Below are 25553 nucleotides of genomic sequence, written 5' to 3' on the forward strand. Positions count from 1 at the left end.
CCGGTACCAATCACACAGGGCTGCGTCAAGGGAGAGCGCGTCAGCGCTGGCAGCGCGGGCACCAGAACGCGATGCGCTCGGCGGTCGGGTCGGCGCCGAGCTCGCCACGACGGATGCTCGTGCCGCAACGCCGGCACGGTCTGCCGCCTCGACCGTAGACCCAGTTCCCCTGCCCACGGCGGGTGTCGCCGGTGAACGTGCGGATGGGCCGGTCGCGGTTGGCGCGGATCATGCGCGACGCGGTGTCGACGAGCGCGGGCGCGTCGATACCGGTCGTGGGTCGCGTCGGCAGGATGCCGCGGACGAACAGCACCTCGTTGGCGTACTCGTTGCCCAGGCCCGCGAGGTTGCGCTGGTCGAGCAGGGCGACGTGCGCCGGCCGCGGGTCGGCGGCGAGGTTCTGCGCGGCGACGACGGGATCCCAGTCGGGTCCGAGCAGGTCGGGGCCGAGGTGTCCGACGACGCGGTCCTCGTCGGCGGTGCGGAGCAGCTCGACCATGGCGAGCTCGAAGCCGACGGCATCCGTCCGCCGGTCGACATCGCCGACGCCGACGATCGCGCGTGCCTGGAACGCCGGCGCCCGCCAGCGCTCGCCCGGCCGGTAGACCTGCCAGCGGCCCTCCATCTTCAGGTGCGAGTGGAGCGTGTATTCCCCGATGTGTATCAGAAGATGCTTGCCGCGCGGCGTGACGTCGTGGACGGTCTCGCCGGTCAGGTCGGCGGTCGCCGCGCGCGGCACACGAAGCTCGAACCGCGTGACCTCATGGCCCGCCAGCGCGGCGTGCAGCATCCGCGCGGTCTGGAAGACGGAATCACCCTCGGGCACGACGCATCACCGCTGCCGGCGCAGGGTGAGGCCGCGACTCGACTCGACGAAACCCGCCTCGCGCAGGGCGCGGCCAGCGGGGGTGCTGTAGACGAACTCTCCCGAGACCTGCTCGATCGTCAGCGCGTCGAGGCGGCGGCCGCGGGCGGTGTCGACGAGCGAGCGGGCCGCGGCATCCAGGGTCGCGGCGTCGTCGGTGAAGGCGAGGGCCGAGCGCCCGCCGCGCTCCAGGTACAGCACCAGGGCGCCGTCGACGAGCGTCACGAGGCCGCCGGCCTTGCGGCCCGGCCGGTGCGCGACGCCGTCGAGGGCGGGCCACGCGAGCGCCGCCCCATACGGATTGGCGGGGTCGGTCGCGGCGAGCGTGATCGCCTGCAGCGGCGCCGGATCGGGCAGCGTCGCGAAGTCGCGGAGCCGGTCCACGGTGGCGGATGCCGCGAACTGCGCTGCGCCCAGCTTCTCGATGACGTAGCCGCGGCGGCAGTGGCCGGCATCCTCGAATCCGGCGAGGATGCGGTATGCCTGCGCGAAGCCGCCCGGCATCCCCTCGGTCTGCACGCTGCCGCGCGTGACGACGCCGTAGCGATCGAGGAGCAGGCTCGCCGCGGCGGTCGCGCGGAGCGCGGGGTCGGTGCTCGGCGCCGGCAGCAGCGACCAGCGGCCCCCGATGAGGGGCGGACGCTGCGGTGTGGTGCGAGGGACGGCGGCCAGCGGCGTGCCGCGGAACATCCGGGTGCGGGGTGTGCGCCGCACGGCGCGGTGCGCCTGCGAACCGGCGCCGAGCAGCGCACGCACCGGCGCGAACGTGTCGTTGGTGACGCGGGCCGTCCAGGTGAGATTCCAGAGGGCGTCGACGACCTCCTGCTCGCTGCCCGCCCCGGTCATCGGGGCCAGCTGCGCGGCGAAGTAGGCGCCGCCCGCGCCGAGCGCGTCGAGGATGCGCTGCTCCAGCGCCGTCGGCGGCTCGGGGTCGGCGGGCTCCACGAGCGTGAGCGGCGCGGCGTCGGCGGGGTGCAGGGCGATCCAGCCGTCGCGCCCGGGCAGCGATCCGTGGCCCGACCAGACCACCTCGCCGGTCGCGGTCAGCTCGTCGAGCATCGCGGAGGAGTAGTCGGCGACGCGGGAGGGCAGGATCAACGACTCCCACGCGCTCGCCGGCAGCGGCACTCCGGCCAGCTGCTCGATCACGGCCAGGGCGCCGTCGATGCCCTCCAGCGGCCGCGTCACGTGCTGCCACACCGGGAGGAACCGTGCGTAGGCCTCGGGGGCCACCGGCTCGACCGTGCCGCGGATGGCGGCGAGCGAACGCAGGCGCAGCCGGCGCAGCACCTCGCTGTCGCACCACTCCAGATCGTCCGTCGAGCCGTCCGCGGTCCCCGAGCCCGCGCCCGACCCTTCCGGCAGGAAGAAGCCGCTCGCGATGCGCCCCTGCGACTCCAGTCGCTGCAGCGTCTGCCGGGCGACGGCTGCGCCGACGCCGAGCCGCGTCGCGACCTCGACGGTGCGGAACGGCCCGTGCGTCCGTGCGTGCCGGGCGACGAGATCGGCGAGCGGGTCGGCGGCCGGTTCGAGAAAGGCGTTCGGGATGCCGACCGGCAGCGCGGTGCCGAGCGCGTCGCGCAGGCGCCCGGCATCCTCGATCGCGGCGACCCGCTCGGCGCCGCCGATCGTCACCCGGATCGCCCGCCGCGCCGCAACCAGCGCCTCGAGGTGTGCGGCGGCTTCGGTGGGGGGTGCGTGGGGCGTTTCGTCTCGCTGCGCTCGCTCAACGACCGGGGCTTGCTCGGCGTCCGGAGCCTCCGCTTCGTCCGGTGGCGTTTCGTCTCGCTGCGCTCGCTCAACGACCGGGGGCTGCGCTCGCTCAACGACCGGGGCGTGCTCACCCTCGGTCGCCCCGCGAGGAGCGAAGCGACGAGACGAAACGTCGGTGACGTCCCCCGGCTCCAGCCGCTCGGCGACCTCGGCGGCATCCATCGGCCCGAGCAGGCGCAGCAGGTCGGCGACGCCCTCCACGCCGTGCGCGCGTCGCGACGGATCGAGGCGTTGCGCCTCGCGTTCGAACTGCGCGATCACGTCGGGGTCGAGCAGCTCCCGCATCTCGACCTTGCCGAGCAGCTCGGAAAGCAGCGCCGGGTCGACCGACAGCGCGGCGGCGCGGCGCTCGGCCAGCGGCGAGTCGCCCTCGTACATGAACGCGCCGACGTATCCGAACAGCAGGTCGCGGGCGAACGGCGACGGCGTGGTCGTGGTCGTCTCGACGAGGCGGATGCGGCGGTCGCCGATCGACCGTGCGATGCGCAGCAGCGCGGGCAGGTCGTAGACGTCCTGCAGCACCTCGCGGAGCGTCTCCAGGATGATCGGGAACGTCGGGTGGCGCCGCGCGACCTCGAGCAGTTGCGCCGACTTCTGGCGCTGCTGCCACAGCGGCGCCCGCTTGCCCGGGTGCAGGCGCGGCAGCAGCAGGGCGCGCGCGGCGCACTCGCGGAATCGTGAGGCGAACAGCGCCGACCCGCCGACCTCGTCGGTCACGAGCTGCTCCAGCTCGTCGGGTGCGAAGACGAACAGCTCCGCGCCGGGCGGCTCGGCCTCGGCATCCGGCACCCGCACGATGATGCCGTCGTCGCTCGCGACCGCCGAGCCCTCGACGCCGAGGCGCTCGCGGATGCGCGCATTCACCGCCAGCGCCCACGGCGCATGCACATGCATGCCGTATGGGGAATGCAGAATGATCCGCCAGTCGCCGACCTCGTCGCGCGAGCGCTCGACCGTCAGGGTGCGATCGGTCGGCAGGCTGCCGGTGGCCTCTCTCTGCTCGGCCAGGTACGACAGCAGGTTGCCGATCGCGTTGTCGTCGAGGCCGGATTCGCGCAGCCGCTCGGCCGCCTTCTCGGGGGCGGATGCCGCCACCTCCCGCGAGAACCGGCCCAGCGCCTCGCCGAGTTCGGCGGGTCTGCCCAGGCCGTCGCCGTGCCAGAACGGCAGCTTCCCGGGCTGCCCGAACGCGGGGAGCACGGTGACGCGGTCGTGCGTGATCTCGACGATGCGCCAGCTCGTCGTGCCGAGCGTGAAGACATCGTTCACGCGCGACTCGTAGACCATCTCCTCGTCGAGCTCGCCGACGCGGGCACCCCGGGTCTCGCCCGCGACGAACACGCCGAACAGGCCGCGATCGGGGATCGTCCCGCCGCTCGTGACGGCGACGCGCTGCGCCCCGGGGCGGCCGACCAGCGTTCCCCGGTCTCGATCCCACACGACCCGTGGGCGCAGTTCGGCGAACTCGTCGGAGGGGAAGCGACCGGCGAGCAGATCGAGCGTCGCCTCGTACGCCGAGCGCGGCAGCGTGCGAAACGGCGCCGACCGCTTGACGGTCTCGAACCACCCCTCGACGTCGACCGGCCCGACCGCGCACGCGGCGATCGTCTGCTGCGCGAGGATGTCGAGCGGATTCTGCGGCACCGCGATCGCCTCGATCTGGCCCGCCAGCATCCGCTCGGTGACGACCGCCGTGTGCAGCACGTCACCGCGGTGCTTCGGGAACAGCGCCGCACGGCTGACCTCGCCGACCTGGTGCCCCGCGCGGCCGACCCGCTGCAGACCGGATGCCGCCGACGGCGGCGCCTCGACCTGGATGACGAGGTCGACCTCGCCCATGTCGATGCCCAGCTCCAGACTCGACGTCGCCACGACGCAGCGAAGGATGCCGGACTTCAGCTCGTCCTCGACCTGCGCGCGCTGCTCCTTCGACACCGACCCGTGGTGCGCCTTCGCGAGCACCGGCTCCGCGCCGGACGAGACGCCCGCCTGCGCCTCCCCGTTCGCCCCCCCACGCGCCGCATCCGCGCCGCGCGGAGCCTCTGCTCCGTGGACCCCCATGGCCGCGGGCATCCTGCCGGTGCTCCCGCCCGTCCCCGAGCTCGTCGAGGGACCCTCTCCGAGCCGCGCGGCGTAGATCTCGTTCAGCCGCCCCGTGAGGCGTTCGGCGAGCCGGCGCGAGTTGGCGAAGACGATCGTGGAGCGGTGCGCGAGGATGCGGTCGACGATCGCCTCTTCCACGTGCGGCCACACCGACCCGGTGACCTCGGTGGGCTGCGCGGGGCCGAACCAGTCGCCCTCGCCGTCGGAGTCCCCGGCATCCGGCGTCTTGCGCGTCGCCGAGCCGCCCTCGGTACTCCCCGTCGCGCCCGGCGGTGGGGGCGGATTGAGCAGGTCGGCGACGGGCACGACGACTCTGAGGTCGAACGCCTTCGTCGCGCGCGGGGCGACGATCTCCACGGGCGCGGCTCCCCCGAGGAAGCGCGCCACCTCGTCGATGGGGCGCACGGTGGCCGACAGCCCGATGCGCTGGGCGGGCCCTCGAGCAGGGCGTCGAGCCGTTCCAGGCTGACCGCCAGGTGTGCGCCGCGCTTGGTCGCCGCGACCGCATGCACCTCGTCGACGATGACGGTGTGCACGCCGCGCAGGGTCTCGGCCGCCTGGCTCGTGAGCATGAGGTAGAGCGACTCGGGCGTCGTGATGAGGATGTCGGGCGGGTCGGCGACGAGCTTGCGCCGGTCGGCCGAGGTCGTGTCGCCGGATCGCACGCCGACGGTGACGTCGGGCAGGGCGATGCCGAGGCGCCGCGCCGCCTGCCCGATGCCGACGAGCGGGGAGCGGAGGTTCCGTTCGACGTCGACCCCGAGCGCTTTCAGTGGCGAGACGTAGAGGATGCGGGTGCGCCCGGCATCCTTCGTCTTCTTGCCGGCGGCACGCGCCGGGGCGTTGTCGTGGAACACGCGGTCGATCGCCCAGAGGAACGCCGACAGCGTCTTGCCCGACCCGGTCGGGGCGACGACGAGGGCGTGGTGGCCGGCCGAAATCGCCTCCCACGCGCCGACTTGCGCGTCGGTCGGCCGCGCGAAGGCGCCACGGAACCAGTCCTGCGTCGCAGGACCGAATCTCTCGAGCACGTCGGCCACCCGTCCATCTTCGCGTGCACCGCCGACATCCGGGTCGCCGCTCGCGGCGGGCGAACGGGCGGAGGCCGCGGCATCCGCCCAAGAGTCGGCAGTTGTTGTTGCCTCATCGCGCGGGATGCGACAACGACTGCCAGGCGAGGGGATGCCGCCTCGCTCACCACCGCTCGAGCGGGTCGCATCTTGCCGCTCTGGCGTGCGCATTCCGACCACCTGCGACCCGCTGCCGTACCGTCACCCCCTCTCGGTCAGCTCCCCGCCCCGCAGCTCGAGCACGAGGTCGGGGTCCAGGCGGGCGAGGAAGCCGTCGTCGTGGCTCACGACCAGCACCGCGCCGCGGTAAGACCTCAGCGCCGCGACGAGCTGGTCGACCGTGTCGAGGTCGAGGTTGTTCGTCGGCTCGTCGAGCACGAGCAGCTGGGGCGGCGGATCCGCCATGAGCAGGCACGCCAGCGCCAGCCGGAACCGCTCGCCGCCCGACAGCGCCGCCACCGGCCGGAGCACCGCGTCGCCGCGCAGCAGGAACCGCGCGAGCCGGTTGCGCAGTTCGACGTCGCCGACCCCGGGAGCCGCCCGGCGCAGGTTCTCCAGCGGTGTCGCGTCGTCGTCGAGCCCGTCGACGCGCTGCGACAGGTAGCCGATGCGGTCGGTGTGGGCCTCGGCACGCGCCTCGGCGTGCACTGCGGCGCGCGAACGGGCGGCGCACAACTCAGGCAATCCGGGCCTCCGAGCCCGATCCGGCGCCAGACCCATCCAGCCTGAATTGTGCGCCGCATCGGCCGCTGCCGCATCGGGGTGCGCCGCACCCGTCCCCGCCGCCCGGCCCACGAGAAGTTCGACGAGGGTCGTCTTGCCCGCGCCGTTCGGCCCGATGAGGGCGACCCGCTCCGGTCCCTGGATCGTCCACGATCGCACGCCGTCGCCGAGTGTCGCGATGCGGCGGCCGGCGGCGACGCCGGGGTCGGGCAGGTCGATGCGCACCATCGCGTCGTCGCGCACGCGCCGCTCGGCGGCGTCGAGCACGGCCCGGGCCTCGGCCTCCTTTCCGGCGGCCTCGCCGCGCAGCCGCCCCGCCGACACCTGCGCGGCGCGCTTGCGCGCGTTCGCCACGATCCCAGGCACGCGCTTCTCGACCGCTGCCTTCCGTCCCATCGCGGCGCGCGTGGCCAGCACCTGTTCCTGATGGATGCGGTCGCGCTTCTCGCGCCGCACCGCCTGGCGCGCCGCGGTCTCGGCCTGCCGGGCCGCGGCCTGTTCGGCATCCAGCCACCCGCGCCACTGCGAGTACGGTCCGCCGAAGGTCGACAACGACGACCCGTACAGCTCGGCCGTGTCGTCCATCAGCTCGAGCAGCGTCGTGTCGTGGCTGACGACGATGAGCGCGCCGCGCCACGTGCGCACGAGGTCGTACACGCGCGCCCGTGCGTCGCGGTCGAGGTTGTTGGTCGGCTCATCGAGCAGCGCGATCGGCGCGCCGCGCAGGCGCACGCCGACGAGCGCGGCGAGCATCCCCTCGCCGCCGGAGAGCTCGCCGATGCGCCGATCCAGGGCGTCGGGTGGGAGCCCCGCCTCGGCGAGGGCCGCCACGGCGCGCGCCTCGACGTCCCAGTCGTCGCCGACGGCGTCGAAGTGGCGCTGGTCGACCTCGCCCGCGGCGATCGCGCGGACGGCATCCAGCGCGTCGCCGACGCCGAGCACCTCCGCGACGCGCCGGCCGGTCTGCAGCGTGAGCCGTTGCGGCAGGAGGTCGACCGCGCCGGTGCGATGGATCGATCCGGATGCCGGAGTCAGCGATCCCGCGACCAGCGCGAGGAGCGTGGACTTGCCGGCGCCGTTGCGGCCGACGAGGCCCGTGCGTCCGGTGCCGAAGGCGCCCGAGACGTCGTGCAGCGCGGTGGTGCCGTCGGGCCAGGTGAAGGTGACGCGGTCGAGAACGATCGCGGGGGTTGGTACAGAGTTCTTTGCAGGCATGAGGCCTCCCGTCTGTCGGTGCGCGGACGCGCGACAGCGGGATGCCTGAAGAGGGCCGGATGCCGACGGTCTGCGCGAGGGGTGAAGTGCGCAGACGTCGTCGAGGGTTCGGAGTCGACGGGAGCCGGCGCGGGATTACAGCGCGGACGCGTCGATCTTCAACGGAACTCCTCGGTCGGGGGCAGGGCCGCTGCCACTGTACCCCAGCCGCCCGGTGCGGTGATCCACCAATCTGCAGGATCACCTGTGACAGAAGTGAACTCGGCGGCCCGAAAACGGCCGTCGAGTCACATCCGGTCCTGCAGGCTGGCGCGGCCCGGGGTCGCGGTCAGCTGCCCGCGGCGAGCCGCCCGTCGAGGAACGCGCGCACGTCATCGAGCTCCTCCTGCGACACGCTGTGGGTGAGCCCGGGATACACGCGGCCGCTGAGCTCCACGTGCGCCGGCAGCCACGCGATCGTGTGCGCGACGCGGTCGGCGGGGATCACCTCGTCGCGCGCGCCGCGCCCCCAGAACACCGGCGGCCGCACTCTGGCCAACTCCGCGTCGGTCGGCAGGGCGCCGGCATCCGCGTACCCCGCGAGGTTCACGGCGAACGCGAACCGTTCCGGCCGCAGCCGCAGCGCCTGCAGGGCGATGACGGCGCCCTGGGAGAATCCGAGCAGGCCGATGGATGCCGCATCCGTCGCCGCGTCGAGCCACTCCAGGAACCGTTCGGTCGCCGCCGTCGTGCCCGCCGAATCGCGGGCGTGCAGCCCTTCGATGGGGAACCACGACCAGCCCGGCGTCGGAAACGGCGGCGCCAGCGGCGCCCGCACCGCCGCGACGACGAACTCTGCGGGCAGATACGGCACGAGCCCGAACAGGTCGCCCTCGTTCGAGCCGTAGCCGTGCAACAGCACGAGCAGGGGTCGCCCCGCGCGCTCCTCGGGCGGCGCCGACCACAGCACCGCGTCGGCATCCAGCTGTGGGATCTGGGTCATGCCGTCATTCTCGCAAACCTCGCCGATGTCGTCGGCGCGCCGCCGAGGTGGGCGCGGAGTGGGGGCAGGGAGCGAGGTCGGGGTATACATGGAGCATGGCCGTTCGCACCCCCGACCCCGACCCGAACGAGCGCGACGACGACGGGACGCCGCGCGATCCGCTGCGGGGCCTCGGTGCATCGTTCGGCAGCGGCGCGGGCGGGGCGATGGGCCACCCGCTCGGCGACGGCACGTTCGGCTCGCCCGCGCCGGGCAATGCCGCCAACCCGGCCTGGCTCACCGACATCGAACTGGCCGAGGCGCGGCGCCGACTGCCGATCCTGTACGTCGAGGCGGTGCCGGTGCGCACCGACGGCGTCGGAGCGGTCACCCAGGTGGGCGTGCTGCTGCGGGCGACGCCGCTGGGTGAGATCACGCGCTCGATCGTGTCGGGGCGCGTGCGTTACGGCGAAACGGTGCGCGACGCGCTGTTCCGGCACCTGGAGAACGACCTCGGGCCGATGGCGTTCCCGCAGCTGCCGCCGCAGCCGGTGCCGTTCACGGTCGCCGAGTACTTCCCGATCCCCGGCGTCAGCGCCTTCCACGACGACCGCCAGCACGCCGTGTCGCTCGCCTTCGTCATCCCCGTCACCGGCACGTGCGAACCCCGCCAGGATGCCCTCGAGGTGACGTGGATGTCGCCGGAGGAGGCGGCATCCGACACCCTCGCGAGCGAGATGGAGGGTGGGCGCTCGACGCTCATCCGCCTGGCGCTCGCGTCGGTGGGCGCGCTGCGCTGAGCCGCCGCGACCGTGACGGGGTCGCCGGCGCGCCGTAGGCTCGACCGCATGAGTGCACCCGAGCCGCTGACCTTCCCGACCGACGCCGACGGCTGGCTCGCGTTCGCGTCCGAGCGGCCGGATGCCGCCATCGCCCAGACGGCGGCCATCGACGCCCGGCTGAAGGCCGGTGAGGGCGATGCCGCCGCCCGGCTGGAGCTGTGGAACGACGCCGACCTGGCCCTGCGCCGGGCCACGCACGAGGTGTACCTCCTCAGCGAGGCGCACCCGGATGCCGCCGTCCGCACGGCCGCCGAAGACCAGGTCCAGCGGCTCGAGGCGCTCTCGGCCGCCCGCCTGCTCGACCGCGACCTGTTCGACGCGCTGGCCGCGATCGACGCCGATGCCGCCGGCCTCGGCGCCGGCCAGCGGCGCCTGCTCGACCATGTGCTGCGCGACTTCCGTCGCGGCGGCGTCGCTCTGCCCGACGCCGAGCGCGAGCGCGTGCGCGAGCTCACCGAGCGCGACACCGAGCTCGGCCTGGAGTTCTCCCGCAACATCCGCGACGGCCGCCGCGAGATCCGGGTGGCGCCCGAGGCGCTCGCCGGCCTCCCGCAGGACTTCATCGACGAGCATCCCGCCGGCGACGACGGCCTCGTCGTCCTCACGACCGACTACACCGACCTCATGCCGGTGCGCGAGTACGCCACCGACCGCGCCACGCGCACCGCCCTCGTCGCGGCCTACAACGACCTCGCCTGGCCCGCCAACGACGCCGTCCTGGCCGAGCTGCTCGCCGTCCGGGCCGAGCGCGCCGCCCTGCTCGGCTACGGCGACTGGGCCGACTACGAGACCGAGACCCGCATGATCGCATCCGGCGCGGCGATCGTCGACTTCCTCGCGCGGCTCGACGATGCATCGCTGCCGGCCGCCGAGGCCGAGTACCCCCTGCTGCTCGAGCGCCTGCGGCGCGACGATCCGGCCGCCGACGAGGTGACGATCGCCGACTTCTTCTTCCTGCTCAGCACGCTGCGCAACGAACTGCACGACGTCGACGCGCAGCTCGTCCGCTCGTACTTCTCGTTCGACCGCGTGCTGCCGGGGGTCCTCGCCACGACCGGGCGCCTCCTCGGCATCGGATACGTGCCGGTCGAGGTCGCCACCTGGCACCCCGACGTGCACACCTACGATGTCGTGCGCGGCGGCATCCGGATCGGCCGCATCCATCTCGACCTGCATCCGCGCGAGGGCAAGTTCACCCACGCCGCGTGCTTCGGGCTGGCGCCGGGGATCGCGGGGCGCGTGCTGCCCGAGGCCGTGCTGCTGTGCAACTTCGCGCGTGGCCTCATGACCCACGACGAGGTCGTGACGTTCTTCCACGAGTTCGGGCACCTCGTGCACGACATTCTCGCCGGCGACCAGCGCTTCGCGCGCTTTTCGGGCGTGGCCACCGAGTGGGACTTTGTGGAGGCGCCCAGCCAGCTGCTGGAGGAGTGGGCGTGGGATGCCGGCGTCCTCGCCGGCTTCACCGCCGATGCCGACGGCACCCCCATCCCCGCCGACCTCGTCGCCCGGATGAAGGTGGCCGACGCCTTCGGCCGCGCGCTCGAGGTGCGCCGCCAGCTCGGCCACGCGAACGTCTCGTACCACCTGCACGTCGACCGCCCCGCCGACCTGCAGGCCGCGACCGAGCACTGGTACGACGTCACGAACCCCGTGAAGCCGCTGCGCGGCGGGCATCCGTACGCCGGATTCGGCCACCTCACCGGCTACGGCTCGTGCTACTACACGTACCAGTGGAGCCTCGTCATCGCCCGCGACCTGCTCAGCGGTTTCGGCGGCGACCTGATGAACCCGGATGCCGCCGCCCGCTACCGCCGCGAGATCCTCGAGCCCGGCGGCAGCCGCGACGCCGCCGACCTCGTGCAGTCGTTCCTCGGCCGCCCGTACGCGTTCGACGCCTACTCGGCCTGGCTCGCCGGCGCCTGAGCGCCCCCCGGTATCCGTGCTGCGCGGTGCGAATTCCCCGGGCGCAGTCGAGGTTGGTCCGGTATCGTTCTCCCTGTCGGCCGACCCGGGGCCGGCGACCCCCCACCCTTCGCGGCGCGCAGCGCCGCCCGCGCCGATTCGGAGAGACATGTCCGACCAGCAGCCCATTCACGGCGACAACCCGTCGCCGTTCGACGAACTGATGTCGGGTGCGCCCGCGGCATCCGGGGCGTTCACGACGACCTTCCGCGGCTACGACAAGGCCGAGGTCGACGCCGCGATCGCCGAGCTCACGGCGCAGCACACGGGCCGCACCGAAGAGGTCGCGCATCTGAAGGACAAGTACCAGCGCGCCGCGGCGACGATCGAGACGCACCTCGCGACGATCGACGAGCTGCAGGCGCGCACGGCGAGCCTGGAAGCCGACCTCGCCGTCGAGGCGGCGCGGGCCAGCAACGCCGAAGAGAAGGTCGCGACACTCAGCAATGAGCTCGTCAACGCGGCCGACGAGTCGAGCAAGGGCCGTGAGCGCTTCGAAGAGGTGCTGCGCGTCGCCGAGGAGCAGGCCAGCGTCATCATCAAGAACGCCAGCGTGCAGGCCGACCGCCTGCTCGAGGCGGCCCGCGAGGACATCGCCGCGCGCCGCGCGCAGGCGCAGACGGATGCCGACGTGCTGCTCTCGCAGGCCGAGTCCGACGCGCAGCAGGCGCGCCTGCGCATCGACACCGAGCTGACGGCGCACCAGGCGCAGATCGAGCGCGAGGCCGCGCACGCCGCCGAGAAGGTGGCGCAGGCCGAGCAGGAGGCCGCCGCCATCCGCACCGAGGCCGAGAAGGGCGCCGCGTCGCTGCGCTCGCTCGTCGCGCGCGAGACCGAGCAGTCGCGCGCCGAGGCCGAGGAGGCCGTGCGCGAGCAGCGCATGCGCGCGCTCGAGTTCGAGGAGTCGCTGACCCGCAGGCAGGACGACGCGCAGCAGGAGTTCCTCATGCTGCACAACCAGGCCGTCGCGCACGCCGAGCGCATCACGGCCGACGCGAACGACCAGGTCGCCGCGTCGGTCGAGCACTCGCAGCGCATCACCGCCAAGGCCGACGACTTCGACAAGCTCATGCGTGCGCAGTCGCAGCAGCTCGAGGCGGACGCCAAGCTGCGGGCGCGCGAGATCGTCGATCGCGCCAGCACGAAGGCGCAGAAGATCATCGACACCGTCACCGCGCACTCGCAGTCGGTGCTGCGCGACGCCGACGACCGGGCGCGCTCGCTGCGCTGGCAGCAGCAGCAGCTGGCGAGCTTCATGACCGAGGTCAAGGAGCTGATCCGCCCCGAGGCGCCCGCGGGGGATGCCGCCGCGGGCGAGGCCGCCAGCGCCGGCACGGCGCGCAAGGCGCCGAAGGCGGATGCCGCCGCCGCCGAGGCGGACGAGCCCGGCGAGGCCTGAACCGCGGCCTCCTGGTAAGACGTTCCGCCGATAGCTACGGTCGCCCCGCGAGCGAAGCGAGACGAAACGACGTGATCGGCACAGAACCGCGTCTCGTCGCTGCGCTCCTCGCGGGGCGACCTGTCGGCGGAACCTCTTATACGCTGGGTGCGGTGAGTCGGGAAGTCTGGTCGACGCTGACCCTCGTCGACCCGATCGGAGCCTCCGATGACCTCATCCCGGCCCGCCCCCGGTATCCCTGAGGGGGGACTGTTCCCCTCCCGCGGCAGCCGCGGCGAAGCGCTGCGCATCGGCGCACTGCTGCGCAAGGAGACCGTCGGGGGCGCCCTGCTCGTCGTGATGGCGGCCATCGGCATCGTGTGGGCGAACTCTCCCTGGGCCGATTCCTACTTCGCGCTGCGTGACCTCGAGGTCGGCTACGAGCCGTGGCACCTGAACCTCACCCTGGGCGCGTGGGCTTCGGACGGGCTGCTGGCGATCTTCTTCTTCCTCGTCGGGCTCGAGCTCAAACGCGAGTTCGTCGCCGGCGACCTGCGTCGCATCGGCACGGCCATCGTCCCCGTCGTCGCCGCGGCCGGCGGAGTGATCGTCCCCGCCGTCATCTACGCGGCCATCGTCCACCCGCACACGCAGCTGCTGCGGGGGTGGGCCATCCCCACCGCGACCGACATCGCCTTCGCGGTGGCCGTGCTCGCCCTCATCGGCTCACACCTGCCCGGCCCGTTGCGGATCTTCCTGCTCACCCTCGCCGTCGTCGACGACCTCATCGCGATCACCATCATCGCCGTCTTCTACACCGAGACGATCGTCGTCGTGCCGCTGCTTCTCGGGCTGCTCGCCATCGTCGGCTACGGCATCCTCGCCCAGCGGTACCGGCAGTTCTTCCATCTCAAACCCGCGGCGGCCTGGCTGATCCTGCTGCCGATCGGGGTCGTCGCCTGGGCGTTCATCCACGCCTCCGGCATCCATGCCACGATCGCCGGAGTGCTGCTGGGTTTCACGATCCCCGTCCTGCATCGCCGGCGCGACCGGGTTCCGGACGCCGAGCCGGGCCTCGCGGAGGTGTTCGAGCACAGGTTCCGGCCGCTGTCGGCCGGCGTCGCCGTCCCGCTGTTCGCACTGCTCTCCGCCGGCGTCGCCCTCGGCGGCATCGACGGGCTCGCCTCCGCGCTCGCCGACCCGGTGACCATCGGCATCGTCCTCGCCCTGGTCGCCGGCAAGCCGATCGGCATCCTCCTGGCGACCTGGCTCACCACCCGCGCCCGCGGCATCCGGCTCGACCCCGCCCTGCACTGGATCGACATCGTCGGCGTGGGCCTGCTCGCCGGCATCGGCTTCACCGTCTCGCTCCTGGTCACCGAGCTCAGCTTCGATGCGGCGGACGCGCACCACGATCACGCCAAGGTCGCGATCCTGCTCGCCTCCCTGATCGCCGCCGCGGTCGCGTCGGTGCTGCTCACCAGCCGGAACCGCCGCTATCGCAGGATCGCCGTGCAGGACGCGGCGGCTCTGTCCGATCAGTGACCCGTCGTCAGGCGGGCGATTTCCGCGACGAAGGCGTCGACGTCCTGCTCGGTCGTGTCGAACGAGCACATCCAGCGCACCTCGTTCGCCGCCGACGCCCAGTCGTAGAAGCGGAACGCCTCGCGCAACCGGTCGGCGACGCCGGGCGGCAGGGTGGCGAACACGCCGTTGGCCTGGGTCGGCTGGGTGAAGCCGACGCCCGCGATCGAACCGTCGGCCAGGCCCGCCTCGACGCCCGCCCGCAGCCGCGCCGCCATCGCGTTCGCGTGCCGCGCGTTGCGCAGGTACAGGTCTCCCTCGAGCAGCGCGATCAGCTGCGCCGAGACGAACCGCATCTTGCTCGACAGCTGCATGTTGAGCTTGCGGAGGTACACGAGCCCCTCGGATGCCGCCGGCTGCAGCACGACGACCGCTTCGCCGAGCATGGCGCCGTTCTTCGTGCCGCCGAAGCTGAGCACGTCGACCCCGGCATCCGTCGTGAACGCGCGCAGGGACGCATCGAGCGCGGCCGCGGCGTTGGCGAGGCGCGCGCCGTCGAGGTGCAGCCGCATCCCGTGCCCGTGGGCGTGGTCGGCGAGCGCCCGGATCTCGTCGGGCGTGTACAGCGTGCCGAGCTCGGTCGACTGCGTGATCGACACGACGAGGGGCTGCGCGCGATGCTCGTCGCCCCAGCCCCACGCCTCCCGGTCGACGAGCTCGGGGGTGAGCTTGCCGTCGGTGGTCGGCACGTTCAGGATCTTGATGCCCGCCACCCGCTCGGGTGCGCCGCCCTCGTCGACGTTGATGTGCGCCGTCGACGCCGCGATCACCGCCCCCCACCGCGGGAGCATCGACTGCAGCCCGACGACGTTCGCCCCGGTGCCGTTGAACACCGGGAACGCCTGCACGCCGTCGCCGAAGTGACCGGCGAACACCTCCTGCAGGCGCGCGGTGTAGTCGTCTTCCCCGTAGGCGATCTGGTGCCCGTCGTTCGCCGCGGCGATCGCGGCGAGCACCTCGGGGTGCACGCCGGAGTAGTTGTCGCTCGCGAAGCCGCGCACGGCGGTGTCGTGGATTGTCGTCACGGTGCTCCAATCTACTTGCGCCAGGCTCGGGTCGATGTGCCGAACTGTTGTCGTGTGCGCCGTTCGGCGTGCCAAAAGCAGGGCGAAACCGTCGTTTCGGTGCCGCAGAGCGGTCTGAGCGCCATCTCAGCCTGCTTTTCGCACACCTCGATGCTCGGCCCCGGTTCCCGCAGGTCAGGAGTCAGCCGCCCCCGGCTGCCGCCAGCACCGCACCCCGGCTGCGCGCCGCCGTCGTCGAGCCAGCCCCTTCGTGTCGAGTCCACCCTGTGTGCACCGTCCGCAAGCGGCCCGCTCGACGCTAACCAGCCGGCTCGACGCAGACGCAGCGTCAGGTGTCGCGTCCGGTGATCCCCGACGTCGAGGCGATGACGTCGCGCATCTTCTTCTCCAGCGCCTCGAAGAACATCGACAGCGGGAACTCGTCGTCGAGCACCGCGTCGGTGTACCCCTTCGGCAGCCCGGCGAGCACCTCCAGCGGCAGCCCGCGCGCCCACTGCGACGCCGGATGCGGGGTCACCACCGAGCGCACGAGGTCGTACGCGGCGAGCCAGTGCGCGACCTTCGGCCGGTCGATCGACTCCCAGTACAGGTGGTCGATCGCGTCGCCGAGGGCGATGACGGCGCCGGGCACCTCGTCCCAGTCGAACGCGAGCGCGGTGTCGGTCCAGTGCAGCACGCCGCGCTGGTGCAGCCAGGCGAACAGCAGCTGCCCGCCGAGCCCGTCGTAGTTGCGCACGCGCGTCCCGGTGATCGCGAACCGGAAGATGCGGTCGAAGATGACGGCGTACTGCACGAGCCGCGCGTGCTCCAGCATCTCCGCCTCGGCGGCGGTCAGCTCCGCCTTCCCGCGCGCGGACAGCCGCGCCTGAATCCCCACGCACTCCCGGAACGCGGTCAGGTCGCACCGCAGCTCTTCCAGCGAGTAGAGGAAAAACGGCATCCGCTGCTTGATCATGAACGGGTCGAACGGCAGGTCGCCGCGCATGTGCGAGCGGTCGTGGATGATGTCCCACATCACGAACGTCTTCTCGGTCAGCTGCTGGTCGGCGAGCATGCGCGCCGCGTCGGCGGGCAGCTCGAGCTTCGTGATCTCGGATGCCGCCGCCACCACCCGGCGATACCGCGCCGCCTCCCGGTCCTGGAAGATCGCACCCCACGTGAACGTCGGGATCTCCCGCATCGCGACCGTCTCGGGGAACAGCACGGCGGAGTTCGTGTCGTAGCCGGGCGTGAAGTCGATCAGCCGCAGGCTCACGAACAGCCGGTTGGTGTACTCGGTCTCCAGCTGCGCGATGAACTCCGGCCAGATCACCTCGCACAGCACGGCCTCGACGTGGCGGCTGCGCGACCCGTTCTGCGTGTACATCGGGAACACGACGAGGTGCCGCAGGCCGTCGACGCGGTGCTGCTGCGGCTGGAACGCGACGAGCGACTCCAGGAAGTCGGGCACGCCGAAGCCGCCGTCGGCCCAGCGCTCGATGTCGTGGACGGATGCCGCCAGATACTCCGCATCGTGCGGGAACAGCGGCGCCAGCTCGCGGATCGAGGCCACGATCGTCTCGACGAGGACGCGGGCGTGCGGATGGTCGGCCGCCTCGGGAACCGACCCGTCCTGCGCCTGCAGCTCCTGCAGGGCGGTGGCGGCATCCTTCAGGGTCAGCCAGGCGGCGGAATCCTCGACAGTGGCCGCCTCTTCGACGACCTCGGGCTCTCCGATGACGGGCTTCGCGGTGGGGGTGAGAACGGACATGGCAGGGAACCTCCGATCGTGCGCGACGAAAACAGGAAAAATTACGGCAGAACTCTTCTGCATCCGATATTCTTCCATGCATGGAGGATGTTGTCGACCAGCGCATCGTCACCGCGGTCTCGCGTGACGGACGCGCCACGCTCGCCGATCTCTCCGCCGAGGTCGGGCTGTCGGTCTCGGCCGTGCAGGCCCGGCTGAAGCGGCTGGAGACGCGCGGGATCATCACCGGCTATCGCGCCGTCGTCGATGCCGCCGCGATCGGCCGGCCGCTCGCGGCGTTCATCGAGATCACCCCGCTCGACCCGGCGCAGCCCGACAACGCGCCCGAGCTGCTCGAGCAGCTCGACGCGATCGAGGCGTGCCACTCCATCGCCGGCGAGGCGAGCTACATGCTGTTCGCGCGCGTCGCGTCGCCGCGGGCACTGGAGGATCTCGTGCGCGACATCCGGCTCGCCGCCAACGTCCGCACCCGCACGACCGTCGTGCTGCAGACGTTCTACGAGCACCGCCCGCTCGCCCCGGCGTGATCCGGGCCGCTCGGCGCCGCGGGCGCCGATCATCGCCGCGACTACTGGGCGATGACGCCCTCGTACACGGCGGTGAAGCGCGCGAGCAGGTCGGCGTAGTAGGCCCGCTGGTCGGCGCTCGGTTCGGTCAACTCGGTGGGCGGGATGAGGGCCGCCAGTCGACCGGGCTGCAGCACCGAGGCCGCCAGCACGGCGGCGCCGCGCATGGTCACGCGCTTGACATCGACGACCTGCACCGGGAAGCCGATGGCCTGCGCGACGATCTGCATCAGCCCGGGGACGTCGCCGGTCACCCCGCCCGAGGCGATCACCCGCTTCAGCTGGGGGTTGGCGAGCACCAACTGCTCGAAGACGCGGGCGTACGAGAGTGCCACGCCCTCCGCCGCCCCGCGCCACAGGTCGAGCGTCGTGGTCGACGACGAGACGCCGGTGAACACGGCGCGGGCGTTGCCCGCCCACCCGGTCGCGCGCTCGCCGGTGAAAAAGGGCAGCACGAGCGGCGTGTCGGAGCGCGGCGGTGCGGTGAGGGCGTCGTGTACCTCCTCCGGGGCGACGGGGGCCAGCGTGGACTGCAGCCAGGCCATGACCCGACCGACGTCGTTGAGGGCGCCGCCGACGATCGACTGGGTGTGCGAGACGGAGTACGCCCACAGGCCGGGCGGGAGAACCTCGGGGGTTCCGGGAACGATGACCCGGATCGCCCCGGACGTCGCCGCCGACAGTGCCGCGACCGACGGGGTGTCGGCGCCGACGCCGATGTTCGACGCATAGCCGTCGGGGATCGCGGGGAACCAGGCCGCCCCGGACAGAGCCGGCCAGCGCTCCGCGACCGCGGGGGAGACGTCGCGGATCGGCTGATCCGGGTCCACGATCGGCGCGAACTGGTCCTTCGTGACGCCGGCGGCCGAGAGCAGTTCCTCGTCGAGCTCCAGCGTGTGACGATTCAGGATGCCGGCCCACGCCATGGTCGACGTCGCCGCCCCCGCGATGCCGGCGAGCTTGGCGTAGATGTACTCGCCGAGCGAGAGGTACTTCGCCGTCTTGGCGACGACCTCGGGCATGGTGTCGCGGAGCCACAGCAGGCGCGGCGGGTGGTAGCTGGTGTGCAGCCGCGCGCCGATGCGCTGGTGGACGGCCGACTCGTCGAGCCGCTCGCGCAGCGCCGCCAGCTGCGCGGCCGAGCGCGAGTCCGCGTAGGTGAAGCAGGGCGTCAGGGCGTCGCCCTGGGCATCGACGCACACCAGCGACGACGCGAAGGTGTCCATCACGACGCCCGCGATCGCCCCCGGTTCCAGATCGGCGACGACGCCGGTGATGACGGCCGACACCTCGTCGGTGACCTGATCGGCGTCGATCTCGGCGGTGCCGTCGGCGGCTTCGGTGAAGGCATGGTCGGCCTTGACCGTGCGCCTCTTGATGGGGCGGCCGTATCCGTCGTAGAGGCAGCATCGGGTCGATCCCGAGCCGATGTCGATCGCCAGGACGAGCGGCCCCGCCGCTTCGGCGAGCGGGATGGACCGGGCGTGCGGAATCGTGGAGACATCGCTCGTATCCACCAATTCGTATCGGACCATGCCATCTCCCTCGATCGCGGTGATCGGTCCGCTCGCGGCGACACCTTGGCGCCGATGCTAACGGAGAGCGCGGGTGGCCGCATATCCTGTCGCGGCCGGCGGCTCCGGGCGAGTAGTGTGAGCGGCACCTTCCGAGCCGGCGACGACGCGGACTCGGGCATGCAGCAAAGGAGCACACGTCATGCACTCACCCATCGCATCCGTCACCACGGGGAGGTGCCGCGGATGAGTCTTCTCTCCTCGATCCTTCCCGCCGTGGCCACGATCGTTCCCCTGGCGGATTCGTCAACGGCCCCCGCCGCGGACACCGTCCAGCTGATCATCGCCGCGATCGTCTCGATCCTCCTGATCGTGGTCCTCATCATCTGGGTGAAGATGCATCCGTTCTTCGCCCTCATGCTGGGCTCGGCGGTCATGGCGGTCGCCGCCAACATGGGCTTCGAGAACTCGTTCACGTCGTTCTCCACGGGCCTGGGCGCCACCGTCGGCGGTGTCGGCGTCCTGATCGTGCTGGGCGCGGTGATCGGCCGGTTCCTCACCGAGTCCGGCGGCGCCGACGAGATCGTCGACACGATCCTCGCCAAGACGCCCGCCAAGCGACTGCCGTGGGCGATGGCGTTCGCCGCGTTCATCATCGGCATCCCGCTGTTCTTCGAGGTCGGCGTCGTGCTGCTGATCCCCATCGTCATGCTCGTGGCCAAACGGGCGAAGCTGCCGGTCATCCTGGTCGGCATCCCGGCGCTCGCCGGCCTCTCCGCCCTGCACGGCCTCGTGCCGCCGCACCCGGGCCCGCTGATCGCCATCGACGCGCTCGGCGCCAACCTCGGGCTCACCCTCGCACTGGGGCTGCTGGTTGCGATCCCGACGGTGATCGTCGCCGGCCCGATCATCGCGAAGCCGATGGCGAGGTGGGTGCCGATCCACGCGTCCGACAAGCTGCTCGGCCCGGCCGACCGCGCCCACACCGGACGCCGGCCGTCGTTCGGCATCGCGCTGTCCGTCGTGCTCATGCCGGTCGTGCTCATGCTGATCATGACCACGGTGAAGGCGCTGGCACTGAACACCAGCCCGGTCGGCCAGGTGCTGGTCTTCATCGGCACTCCGCTGCAGGCTCTGCTCATCACGTCGCTGTACGCGATGTGGGTGCTCGGTCTCGGCCTCGGACGCTCGACAGCCGAGGTCGCGAGCGAGACCGGGGCATCCTTCGCTCCGATCGCCTCGATCCTGCTGATCGTGGGTGCCGGTGGTGGCTTCAAGCAGACGCTCGTCGACTCCGGAGTCGGTCAGGTGATCGGCAGCGGCATCGCCGGGTCCGGCATGCCGCTCCTGCTCGCGGGCTGGCTCGTCGCGGTCGCCATCCGCATCGCGACCGGCTCGGCGACCGTCGCGACGATCACCGCGGCGGGCATCATGGCGCCGCTGGTGGGAGAGCTCAGCGACACGCACGTCGCCCTCATGGTGCTCGCCATCGGCGCGGGATCCGTCTTCCTGTCGCACGTCAACGACGCCGGGTTCTGGCTGGTGAAGGAGTACTTCGGCATGACCGTCACCCAGACCTTCAAGACCTGGTCGCTCATGGAGTGCGCGGTCTCGGTCGTGGGCCTGGCCGGTGTGCTGCTCCTGGGACTCGTCGTCTGACGGCATCCCGCATGCCACGAGGGCGCCGCCGGGATTCCGGGGGCGCCCTCGTCGTGACAGCGGCGGCGCCGGCCTCAGTCCCCGACCTGCTCGGCTTCCGGGTCGTACGCCCAGGTGGGAGCGAGGGCGCGCAGGCGCGCCCCGCGCCACTGCCACGTCGTCCACAGCACGGGCCACAGCGGCAGGGCGGCGGCGCCGCCGATGACGAGGCGCTCACGCCACAGCGTGCGGGCGGGGTCGCCGGGCGCGGGCGCGACGGCCATCTGGTGGTCCCACACGTCCAGGGCGGCCAGCGGGCCCGTGAGCGGGATGCCGCTGTCGCGCAGGATCCGCACCTCGCCGTCGTCGGACGCCGTCCGCTCGCTGATGTGGATGAGCTGGCTCCCCAGCGTGACCCCGCGGGCCACGCCCGATGCCGCCCCGCCCAGGCGCAGGCGCACGGGGATGTCCGCGCCGCGGTCGAGGGTGGCCGGCATCCCGCCCGCCGCCATCGGCTCGAGGTCGAGGATCGGTCCGTACAGGTCGGCAACCACGCGCGGCGAGTGCAGCGCGCGCCACGCCGCGTCGGCGTCGCAGTCCAAGACGAGCTTGAGCATGATGCGCATGCCGCCAGTCTGGCACCCGCCGGTACCGGGCGGCGCGGCCGCCCGGCACCGGCAGGGCCGGCGGGGCGGGCGCGGTCGGCGGGCACGCCGAGAGGTTGTGCCAAATGCAGGGTGAAACGCCCTCAGGGAGCTCTGTGGGGGTCTGGGTGGTCGGTTGAGCCTGCGTTTGGCACGCGGGGCGCGGGTGGGGCGGGTCGTAGCCTGGTCGGGTGAGTTCGCCGTTCGACCAGTCCCGCTATCAGGTGCGTCTCGAGTGGGGTGCGGCGGGGCTCGCCCGGCTCGCGCCGAGCGACCTCGTGGTCGTCGTCGACGTCCTGCGGTTCTCGACGGCCGTCACCGATCGGGTGGATGCCGGGCACGCCGTGCCGCTTGCCGGCGACGGTGCCCGCAGGTCCGTCGACGGCGCGGTCGTCGCGCGCGCGGCCGCGGCCACCGGTGCGACCGTACTGCTCGGATGCCTGCGCAACGCGTCGGCCGTCGCGGGCGTCGTGCTCGCCGAGCAGCGCCGCCGGGCCGCGCGCACGAGCGTCGCCGTCATCGCCTGCGGCGAGCGCGAGCACCGGGCGGCGCCGGTCGGGTCGGTGCCCGCAGCGGATGCCGCGGCGATGACGGCCGGCGCCCTGCGCTTCGCCGTCGAAGACCTGCTCGGTGCGGGCGCCGTCATCGACGCGCTCGGCGCCCTCGGCCTCGACCACACGTCGCCCGAGGCTGCTGCCGCGGGCGAGGCGTTCCGCGGGCTCCGCGGCGCGACGCGCCACCTCCTCACCGCGAGCGGCTCGGGTCAGGAGCTCATCGACCGCGGTGCCCGCGACGAGGCGCTGGCGGCGGCAGCTCTTGATGCGGCCGCCTCTGTCCCCGTCTTGCGCGACGGCGTGTTCACGGCGTACTGAACTCCCGCGGGGTCAGCGCCGCGCGCCGGGTGGCGGGCGTGATCTCGCGGCGGCTCCACGCGAACACGAACCGCTCGTCGAAGGTGCGCGAGCAGCGCGCGCACGAGGTCGCGCGGGTCGCCCGGCGGTGCCGGTAGACGACGTGGCCGACCGGGCACGTCCCGACCCACGGCGCCAGCTCCACGGCGGTCTCGCCGTGGTGGGTCGTGCCGCCGGTGTACCCGAGGCACCGGGCGATGCGCTTCCACACCGGGCCGTGTCCGGCGCGCGCCCCGGCGAGGGCGTGCGCGACCTCGTGCAGCAGCGTCTGCCGGTTGGTCTCGTCGTCGTAGCGCGCCGACAGGTACCGCGACACCGTGATGCGCTTGCGCGTGTAGTCGCACGCGCCGGCACGGCGCTTCGCATTGTCGAACGCGAACGTCCACGAGTCGTCGAGGTGCCGGGCGATGAGCGCCTCGGCGGCGATCACGACCCACAGCCGATCAGACATCGCACCTCACCCCCCGGCATTTGCGCATGCGCGAAACGCTACGCGGGACGTCCGACATTCAGCTGGCGACGGCGGACGAACGGCGCCGCTCCGCCGCCTCGATCGCGACGATCGCCGGTTCCAGTTCGTCGTCCGGCGCGCCGGATTCCTGCCGCAGCAGCAGCCACCGCTTGAAGTCGCTGCGCGCCTGCAGATACTCCTCGGCGTCGAAGCTGACCTTGCCGCGGTGCTGGTAGGCAAACGCCGCCAGCGACGCCCAGCCCTGGCCCTCGGCCTCTTCCGCGCACGTCGTGAGCTCCTGCTGCGCCGCCGCGTACGCGCCGCGCAGCTGCAGCACGCTGGCGTGCAGGATCCGTGCGCGCAGCAGATCCTTGCGGGTGCCGCCCATCCGGGCGACGCGCACCGACTGCTCCGAGACGACGAGGGCGTCCTCCAGCCGGCCGAGCACCTTGAGCAGCCACACCCGCTCCAGCAGCGCCGGCAGGCTGCGCTGGTCGCCCAGCTCGTCCAGGCGCTCGCGGCACTGGTGCGCGTCGACGATCTCGCGCAGGGTCTCCGGGTCGTATCCCTTGATGTAGCTCACCGGCATCCCCTTCCGTCGTGCGGCGCGCGCCCGTAACCAGTGTCGCCCGGCATCCGCCGCATGCGGACAGGCCACGCCGGTTCAGCGTTCGAAGACGGATGCCGCCGGCTTCGGCGACGCCGTCGCATCGGCGTCGGTGGCCACCCGCGCGCCGCGCACGAACTCGTCGAGCTCGGCGCCCTGCGCCACCTTCGCCGGGTGCGGTCCGGCCGCCATGAGCCGTGGCAGCCACTCGACGGGCAGCGGGGCGGGCGAGGCGGCGATGACGAGGTTGCCGAACCGGCGGCCCTTGAGCGTCTGCACCTCGGCGAGCACGATCACCTCGGGCAGCACGGCGCGCACGGTCGCGACCTGGCGGCGCGCGAATGCGAGGCCGGCGCCGTCGGCGACGTTGACGAGCAGCACGCCGCCGGGCGCGAGGAGCCCCGCGAGCGTCCGGAAGTACTCGACGGTCGTGAGGTGCGCGGGGGTCTGGGCTCCGGCGAAGACATCGGAGACGACGAGGTCGGCGGTGCCCCGAAGCCCCGCGGGCAGCCGTTCGGCGACGGTGCGCGCGTCGCCGATGCGCACCCGCACCTGGGCGCCGCGCGGCAGCGGCAGCCGGTCGCGGACGAGGTCGACGAGCGGCTGCTCCAGCTCGATCACCTGCTGGCGCGAGCCGGGCCGCGTGTGCGCGACGTAGCGGGGGAGCGTCAGCGCGCCGGCGCCGAGGTGGACGGCGGTGAGGGGCTGCCCCGGCATCCGCAGCCGGTCGATCACCGCGCCCATCCGCGCGACGTATTCGAAGTGCAGGTGGCTCGGGTCGTCGAGGTCGACGTGCGACTGCGGCGTGCCGTCGACGTCGAGCTCGTAGCCGCCGGCGAAGCGGCTGGGCACGACGCGGGCGATCGAGCCGTCGGACAGGCGTGTCTGCGCGGCGTCGTCCTCCACGCGTGCCCGGGCCATCCCCCCACGCTACCGACCTCCCCACGCGCGTACATTTGCGAGGTCTCGCGAAACCTCCCGAATGTACGTTTCGCACGGCGTTTTGCGGCGTGTCGCGTACATTTGCGAGGTTTCGCGGGGCAGGCGGGGGCGGGGTGAGGGCAGGGTGGGCCGGTAGCGTGGGGCCATGCGCGCGATCGACCTCAACGCCGACCTCGGCGAGACCGTCGACGGGGTGCCGACGGCCGACGACGCGGCGATGTTCGCCGTGGTCTCCAGCGCCTCGATCGCCTGCGGCGGGCACGCCGGCGACCTCTCCTCGATGCGCGAGGCCGTCGCCCGCGCGGCGGCCCGCGGGGTCGCCGTCGGGGCGCACCCGTCCTATCCCGACAGGCCCGGCTTCGGCCGCACCCGCATGCTCCTCCCGGTCGCCGAGTTGCGTGCGAGCGTCGCCGCGCAACTGACGGCGCTCGCCGACGCCGGGGCCGACATCCGCTACGTCAAGCCGCACGGCGGGCTCTATCACGCCATCCGCGACGATCGCGCGCAGGCGAAGGCCGTGACGGATGCCGTCGCTGCCCTGTCGGAGCGCCTGGGCCGCGCCGTCCCGATCCTCGGGCTGGACGGCGAGATCACCCGCGCCGCCGCCGGCGCCGGGCTGCCGTTCCTGCGCGAGGCGTTCCTCGACCGCGGCTACCTGCCGGGCGGAGGACTCGTGCCGCGCGAGACCCCCGGCGCCCTGCTGCACGACCCCGACGAGGTGGCGGCGCGCGCGGTGCGCCTGGCCTGCGCGGGCGTGGTCGAGGCGGTCGACGGCTCGCTCGTCGCCGCGGATGCCGTGTCGCTGTGCGTCCACGGCGACTCGCCGGGCGCCGTCGCGATGGCGCGCGCCGTGCGGGCCGCGCTGGACGCGGCCGGCATCGAGGTGCGGGCGGCGTGGTGATCCCGCGCCCCGCAGGTCCCGCGGGCTCCGCGGAACCGGACATCTGCGAGGTTTCGCGAGACCTCGCAGATGTCCGCGACACGCCGTCACACGCCGTGCGAACGCGGACATATGCGAGGTTTCGC

Annotated in this window: 19 protein-coding genes and 2 pseudogenes; 8 read left to right on the forward strand and 13 right to left on the reverse strand. The window is 72.8% G+C overall.

The window, feature by feature from the left end; all coding sequences use genetic code 11:
• Positions 1-40 precede the first annotated feature (40 nt).
• From QM720_RS06870 to QM720_RS06895, 6 genes and pseudogenes are all read right to left on the reverse strand, one after another.
• Positions 41-826 (reverse strand): DNA-formamidopyrimidine glycosylase family protein, encoded by a 786-nt coding sequence (locus QM720_RS06870; protein WP_415125392.1) that lies wholly within the window; start codon positions 824-826, stop codon positions 41-43.
• Positions 827-832: 6 nt separating this feature from the next.
• Positions 833-5146 carry a helicase-related protein gene (locus QM720_RS06875; RefSeq protein ID WP_415125393.1) on the reverse strand — a complete coding sequence of 1438 codons (4314 nt, stop codon included), beginning with the start codon at positions 5144-5146 and terminating at the stop codon, positions 833-835.
• 104 nt (positions 5147-5250) lie between these two features.
• Positions 5251-5982, reverse strand: a pseudogene (locus QM720_RS06880) (DEAD/DEAH box helicase); the annotation flags it as partial.
• A gap of 30 nt (positions 5983-6012) precedes the next feature.
• On the reverse strand, positions 6013-7287 hold the full coding sequence (locus tag QM720_RS06885) for an AAA family ATPase (RefSeq protein WP_415127835.1): 1275 nt from the start codon (positions 7285-7287) through the stop codon (positions 6013-6015).
• Positions 7279-7650 (reverse strand): annotated as a pseudogene (locus QM720_RS06890) (ATP-binding cassette domain-containing protein); the annotation flags it as partial. The gene QM720_RS06885 and the pseudogene QM720_RS06890, both read right to left, overlap by 9 nt.
• Before the next feature lie 427 nt (positions 7651-8077).
• Positions 8078-8731 carry an alpha/beta hydrolase gene (locus QM720_RS06895; protein ID WP_415125394.1) on the reverse strand — a complete coding sequence of 218 codons (654 nt, stop codon included), beginning with the start codon at positions 8729-8731 and terminating at the stop codon, positions 8078-8080.
• 95 nt (positions 8732-8826) lie between these two features.
• Here QM720_RS06895 and QM720_RS06900 point away from each other — a divergent pair, with 95 nt between their 5' ends.
• The 4 genes from QM720_RS06900 to nhaA all read left to right on the forward strand — a co-directional run bounded on the left by QM720_RS06900 (position 8827) and on the right by nhaA (position 14440).
• Complete coding sequence (locus QM720_RS06900) at positions 8827-9510, forward strand: NUDIX hydrolase family protein (protein ID WP_415125395.1); 684 nt, start codon at positions 8827-8829, stop codon at positions 9508-9510.
• Positions 9511-9558: 48 nt separating this feature from the next.
• Complete coding sequence (locus QM720_RS06905; protein ID WP_415125396.1) at positions 9559-11478, forward strand: M3 family metallopeptidase; 1920 nt, start codon at positions 9559-9561, stop codon at positions 11476-11478.
• Positions 11479-11626: 148 nt separating this feature from the next.
• Entirely contained in the window at positions 11627-12916 is a 1290-nt protein-coding gene (locus tag QM720_RS06910; RefSeq protein ID WP_415125397.1) for a DivIVA domain-containing protein, read from the forward strand.
• A 207-nt stretch (positions 12917-13123) separates the two neighbouring features.
• Positions 13124-14440, forward strand: coding sequence for a Na+/H+ antiporter NhaA (gene nhaA / locus QM720_RS06915; RefSeq protein WP_415125398.1), 1317 nt, complete (start codon positions 13124-13126; stop codon positions 14438-14440).
• Here nhaA and QM720_RS06920 read toward each other — a convergent pair.
• Both QM720_RS06920 and QM720_RS06925 read right to left on the reverse strand, forming a co-directional pair.
• On the reverse strand, positions 14434-15504 hold the full coding sequence (locus QM720_RS06920; protein ID WP_415125399.1) for a threonine aldolase family protein: 1071 nt from the start codon (positions 15502-15504) through the stop codon (positions 14434-14436). The genes nhaA and QM720_RS06920 overlap by 7 nt on opposite strands.
• A gap of 328 nt (positions 15505-15832) precedes the next feature.
• Positions 15833-17254, reverse strand: a complete 1422-nt coding sequence (locus QM720_RS06925) for a DUF6421 family protein (protein ID WP_415125400.1) — start codon at positions 17252-17254, stop codon at positions 15833-15835.
• Between the two features lie 80 nt (positions 17255-17334).
• On the opposite strand from QM720_RS06925, the gene QM720_RS06930 reads away from it, so the two are divergent.
• Entirely contained in the window at positions 17335-17781 is a 447-nt protein-coding gene (locus QM720_RS06930) for an Lrp/AsnC family transcriptional regulator (RefSeq protein ID WP_415125401.1), read from the forward strand.
• A 41-nt stretch (positions 17782-17822) separates the two neighbouring features.
• Here QM720_RS06930 and QM720_RS06935 read toward each other — a convergent pair whose 3' ends face one another.
• Positions 17823-19355: a gluconokinase gene (locus QM720_RS06935; RefSeq protein WP_415125402.1), complete on the reverse strand. Its 1533-nt coding sequence runs from the start codon at positions 19353-19355 to the stop codon at positions 17823-17825.
• Between the two features lie 225 nt (positions 19356-19580).
• On the opposite strand from QM720_RS06935, the gene QM720_RS06940 reads away from it, so the two are divergent.
• A complete protein-coding gene (locus QM720_RS06940) occupies positions 19581-20993 on the forward strand; it encodes a GntP family permease (RefSeq protein WP_415125403.1) in 1413 nt (470 codons plus the stop codon).
• A gap of 74 nt (positions 20994-21067) precedes the next feature.
• Here the strand turns inward: QM720_RS06940 and QM720_RS06945 are convergent, their stop codons facing one another.
• A complete protein-coding gene (locus QM720_RS06945; protein ID WP_415125404.1) occupies positions 21068-21598 on the reverse strand; it encodes a hypothetical protein in 531 nt (176 codons plus the stop codon).
• A 209-nt stretch (positions 21599-21807) separates the two neighbouring features.
• Between QM720_RS06945 and QM720_RS06950 the strand changes: the two genes are divergently transcribed.
• Positions 21808-22488, forward strand: a complete 681-nt coding sequence (locus QM720_RS06950; RefSeq protein ID WP_415125405.1) for a 2-phosphosulfolactate phosphatase — start codon at positions 21808-21810, stop codon at positions 22486-22488.
• Here the strand turns inward: QM720_RS06950 and QM720_RS06955 are convergent.
• From QM720_RS06955 to QM720_RS06965, 3 genes are all read right to left on the reverse strand, one after another.
• Positions 22475-22978 (reverse strand): SprT-like domain-containing protein, encoded by a 504-nt coding sequence (locus QM720_RS06955; RefSeq protein WP_415125406.1) that lies wholly within the window; start codon positions 22976-22978, stop codon positions 22475-22477. The genes QM720_RS06950 and QM720_RS06955 overlap by 14 nt on opposite strands.
• A 58-nt stretch (positions 22979-23036) precedes the next feature.
• A complete protein-coding gene (locus tag QM720_RS06960) occupies positions 23037-23561 on the reverse strand; it encodes a hypothetical protein (protein WP_415125407.1) in 525 nt (174 codons plus the stop codon).
• 81 nt (positions 23562-23642) lie between these two features.
• Complete coding sequence (locus tag QM720_RS06965; RefSeq protein WP_415125408.1) at positions 23643-24506, reverse strand: spermidine synthase; 864 nt, start codon at positions 24504-24506, stop codon at positions 23643-23645.
• Positions 24507-24672: 166 nt separating this feature from the next.
• On the opposite strand from QM720_RS06965, the gene pxpA reads away from it, so the two are divergent.
• The gene (gene pxpA / locus QM720_RS06970) at positions 24673-25428 is read left to right on the forward strand and encodes a 5-oxoprolinase subunit PxpA (protein ID WP_415125409.1); all 756 of its coding nucleotides are present in this window, start codon (positions 24673-24675) and stop codon (positions 25426-25428) included.
• The last annotated feature ends 125 nt before the right edge of the window (positions 25429-25553 follow it).

The sequence above is a fragment of the Microbacterium sp. genome (genome assembly GCF_047602155.1).
Lineage (GTDB): Bacteria > Actinomycetota > Actinomycetes > Actinomycetales > Microbacteriaceae > Microbacterium.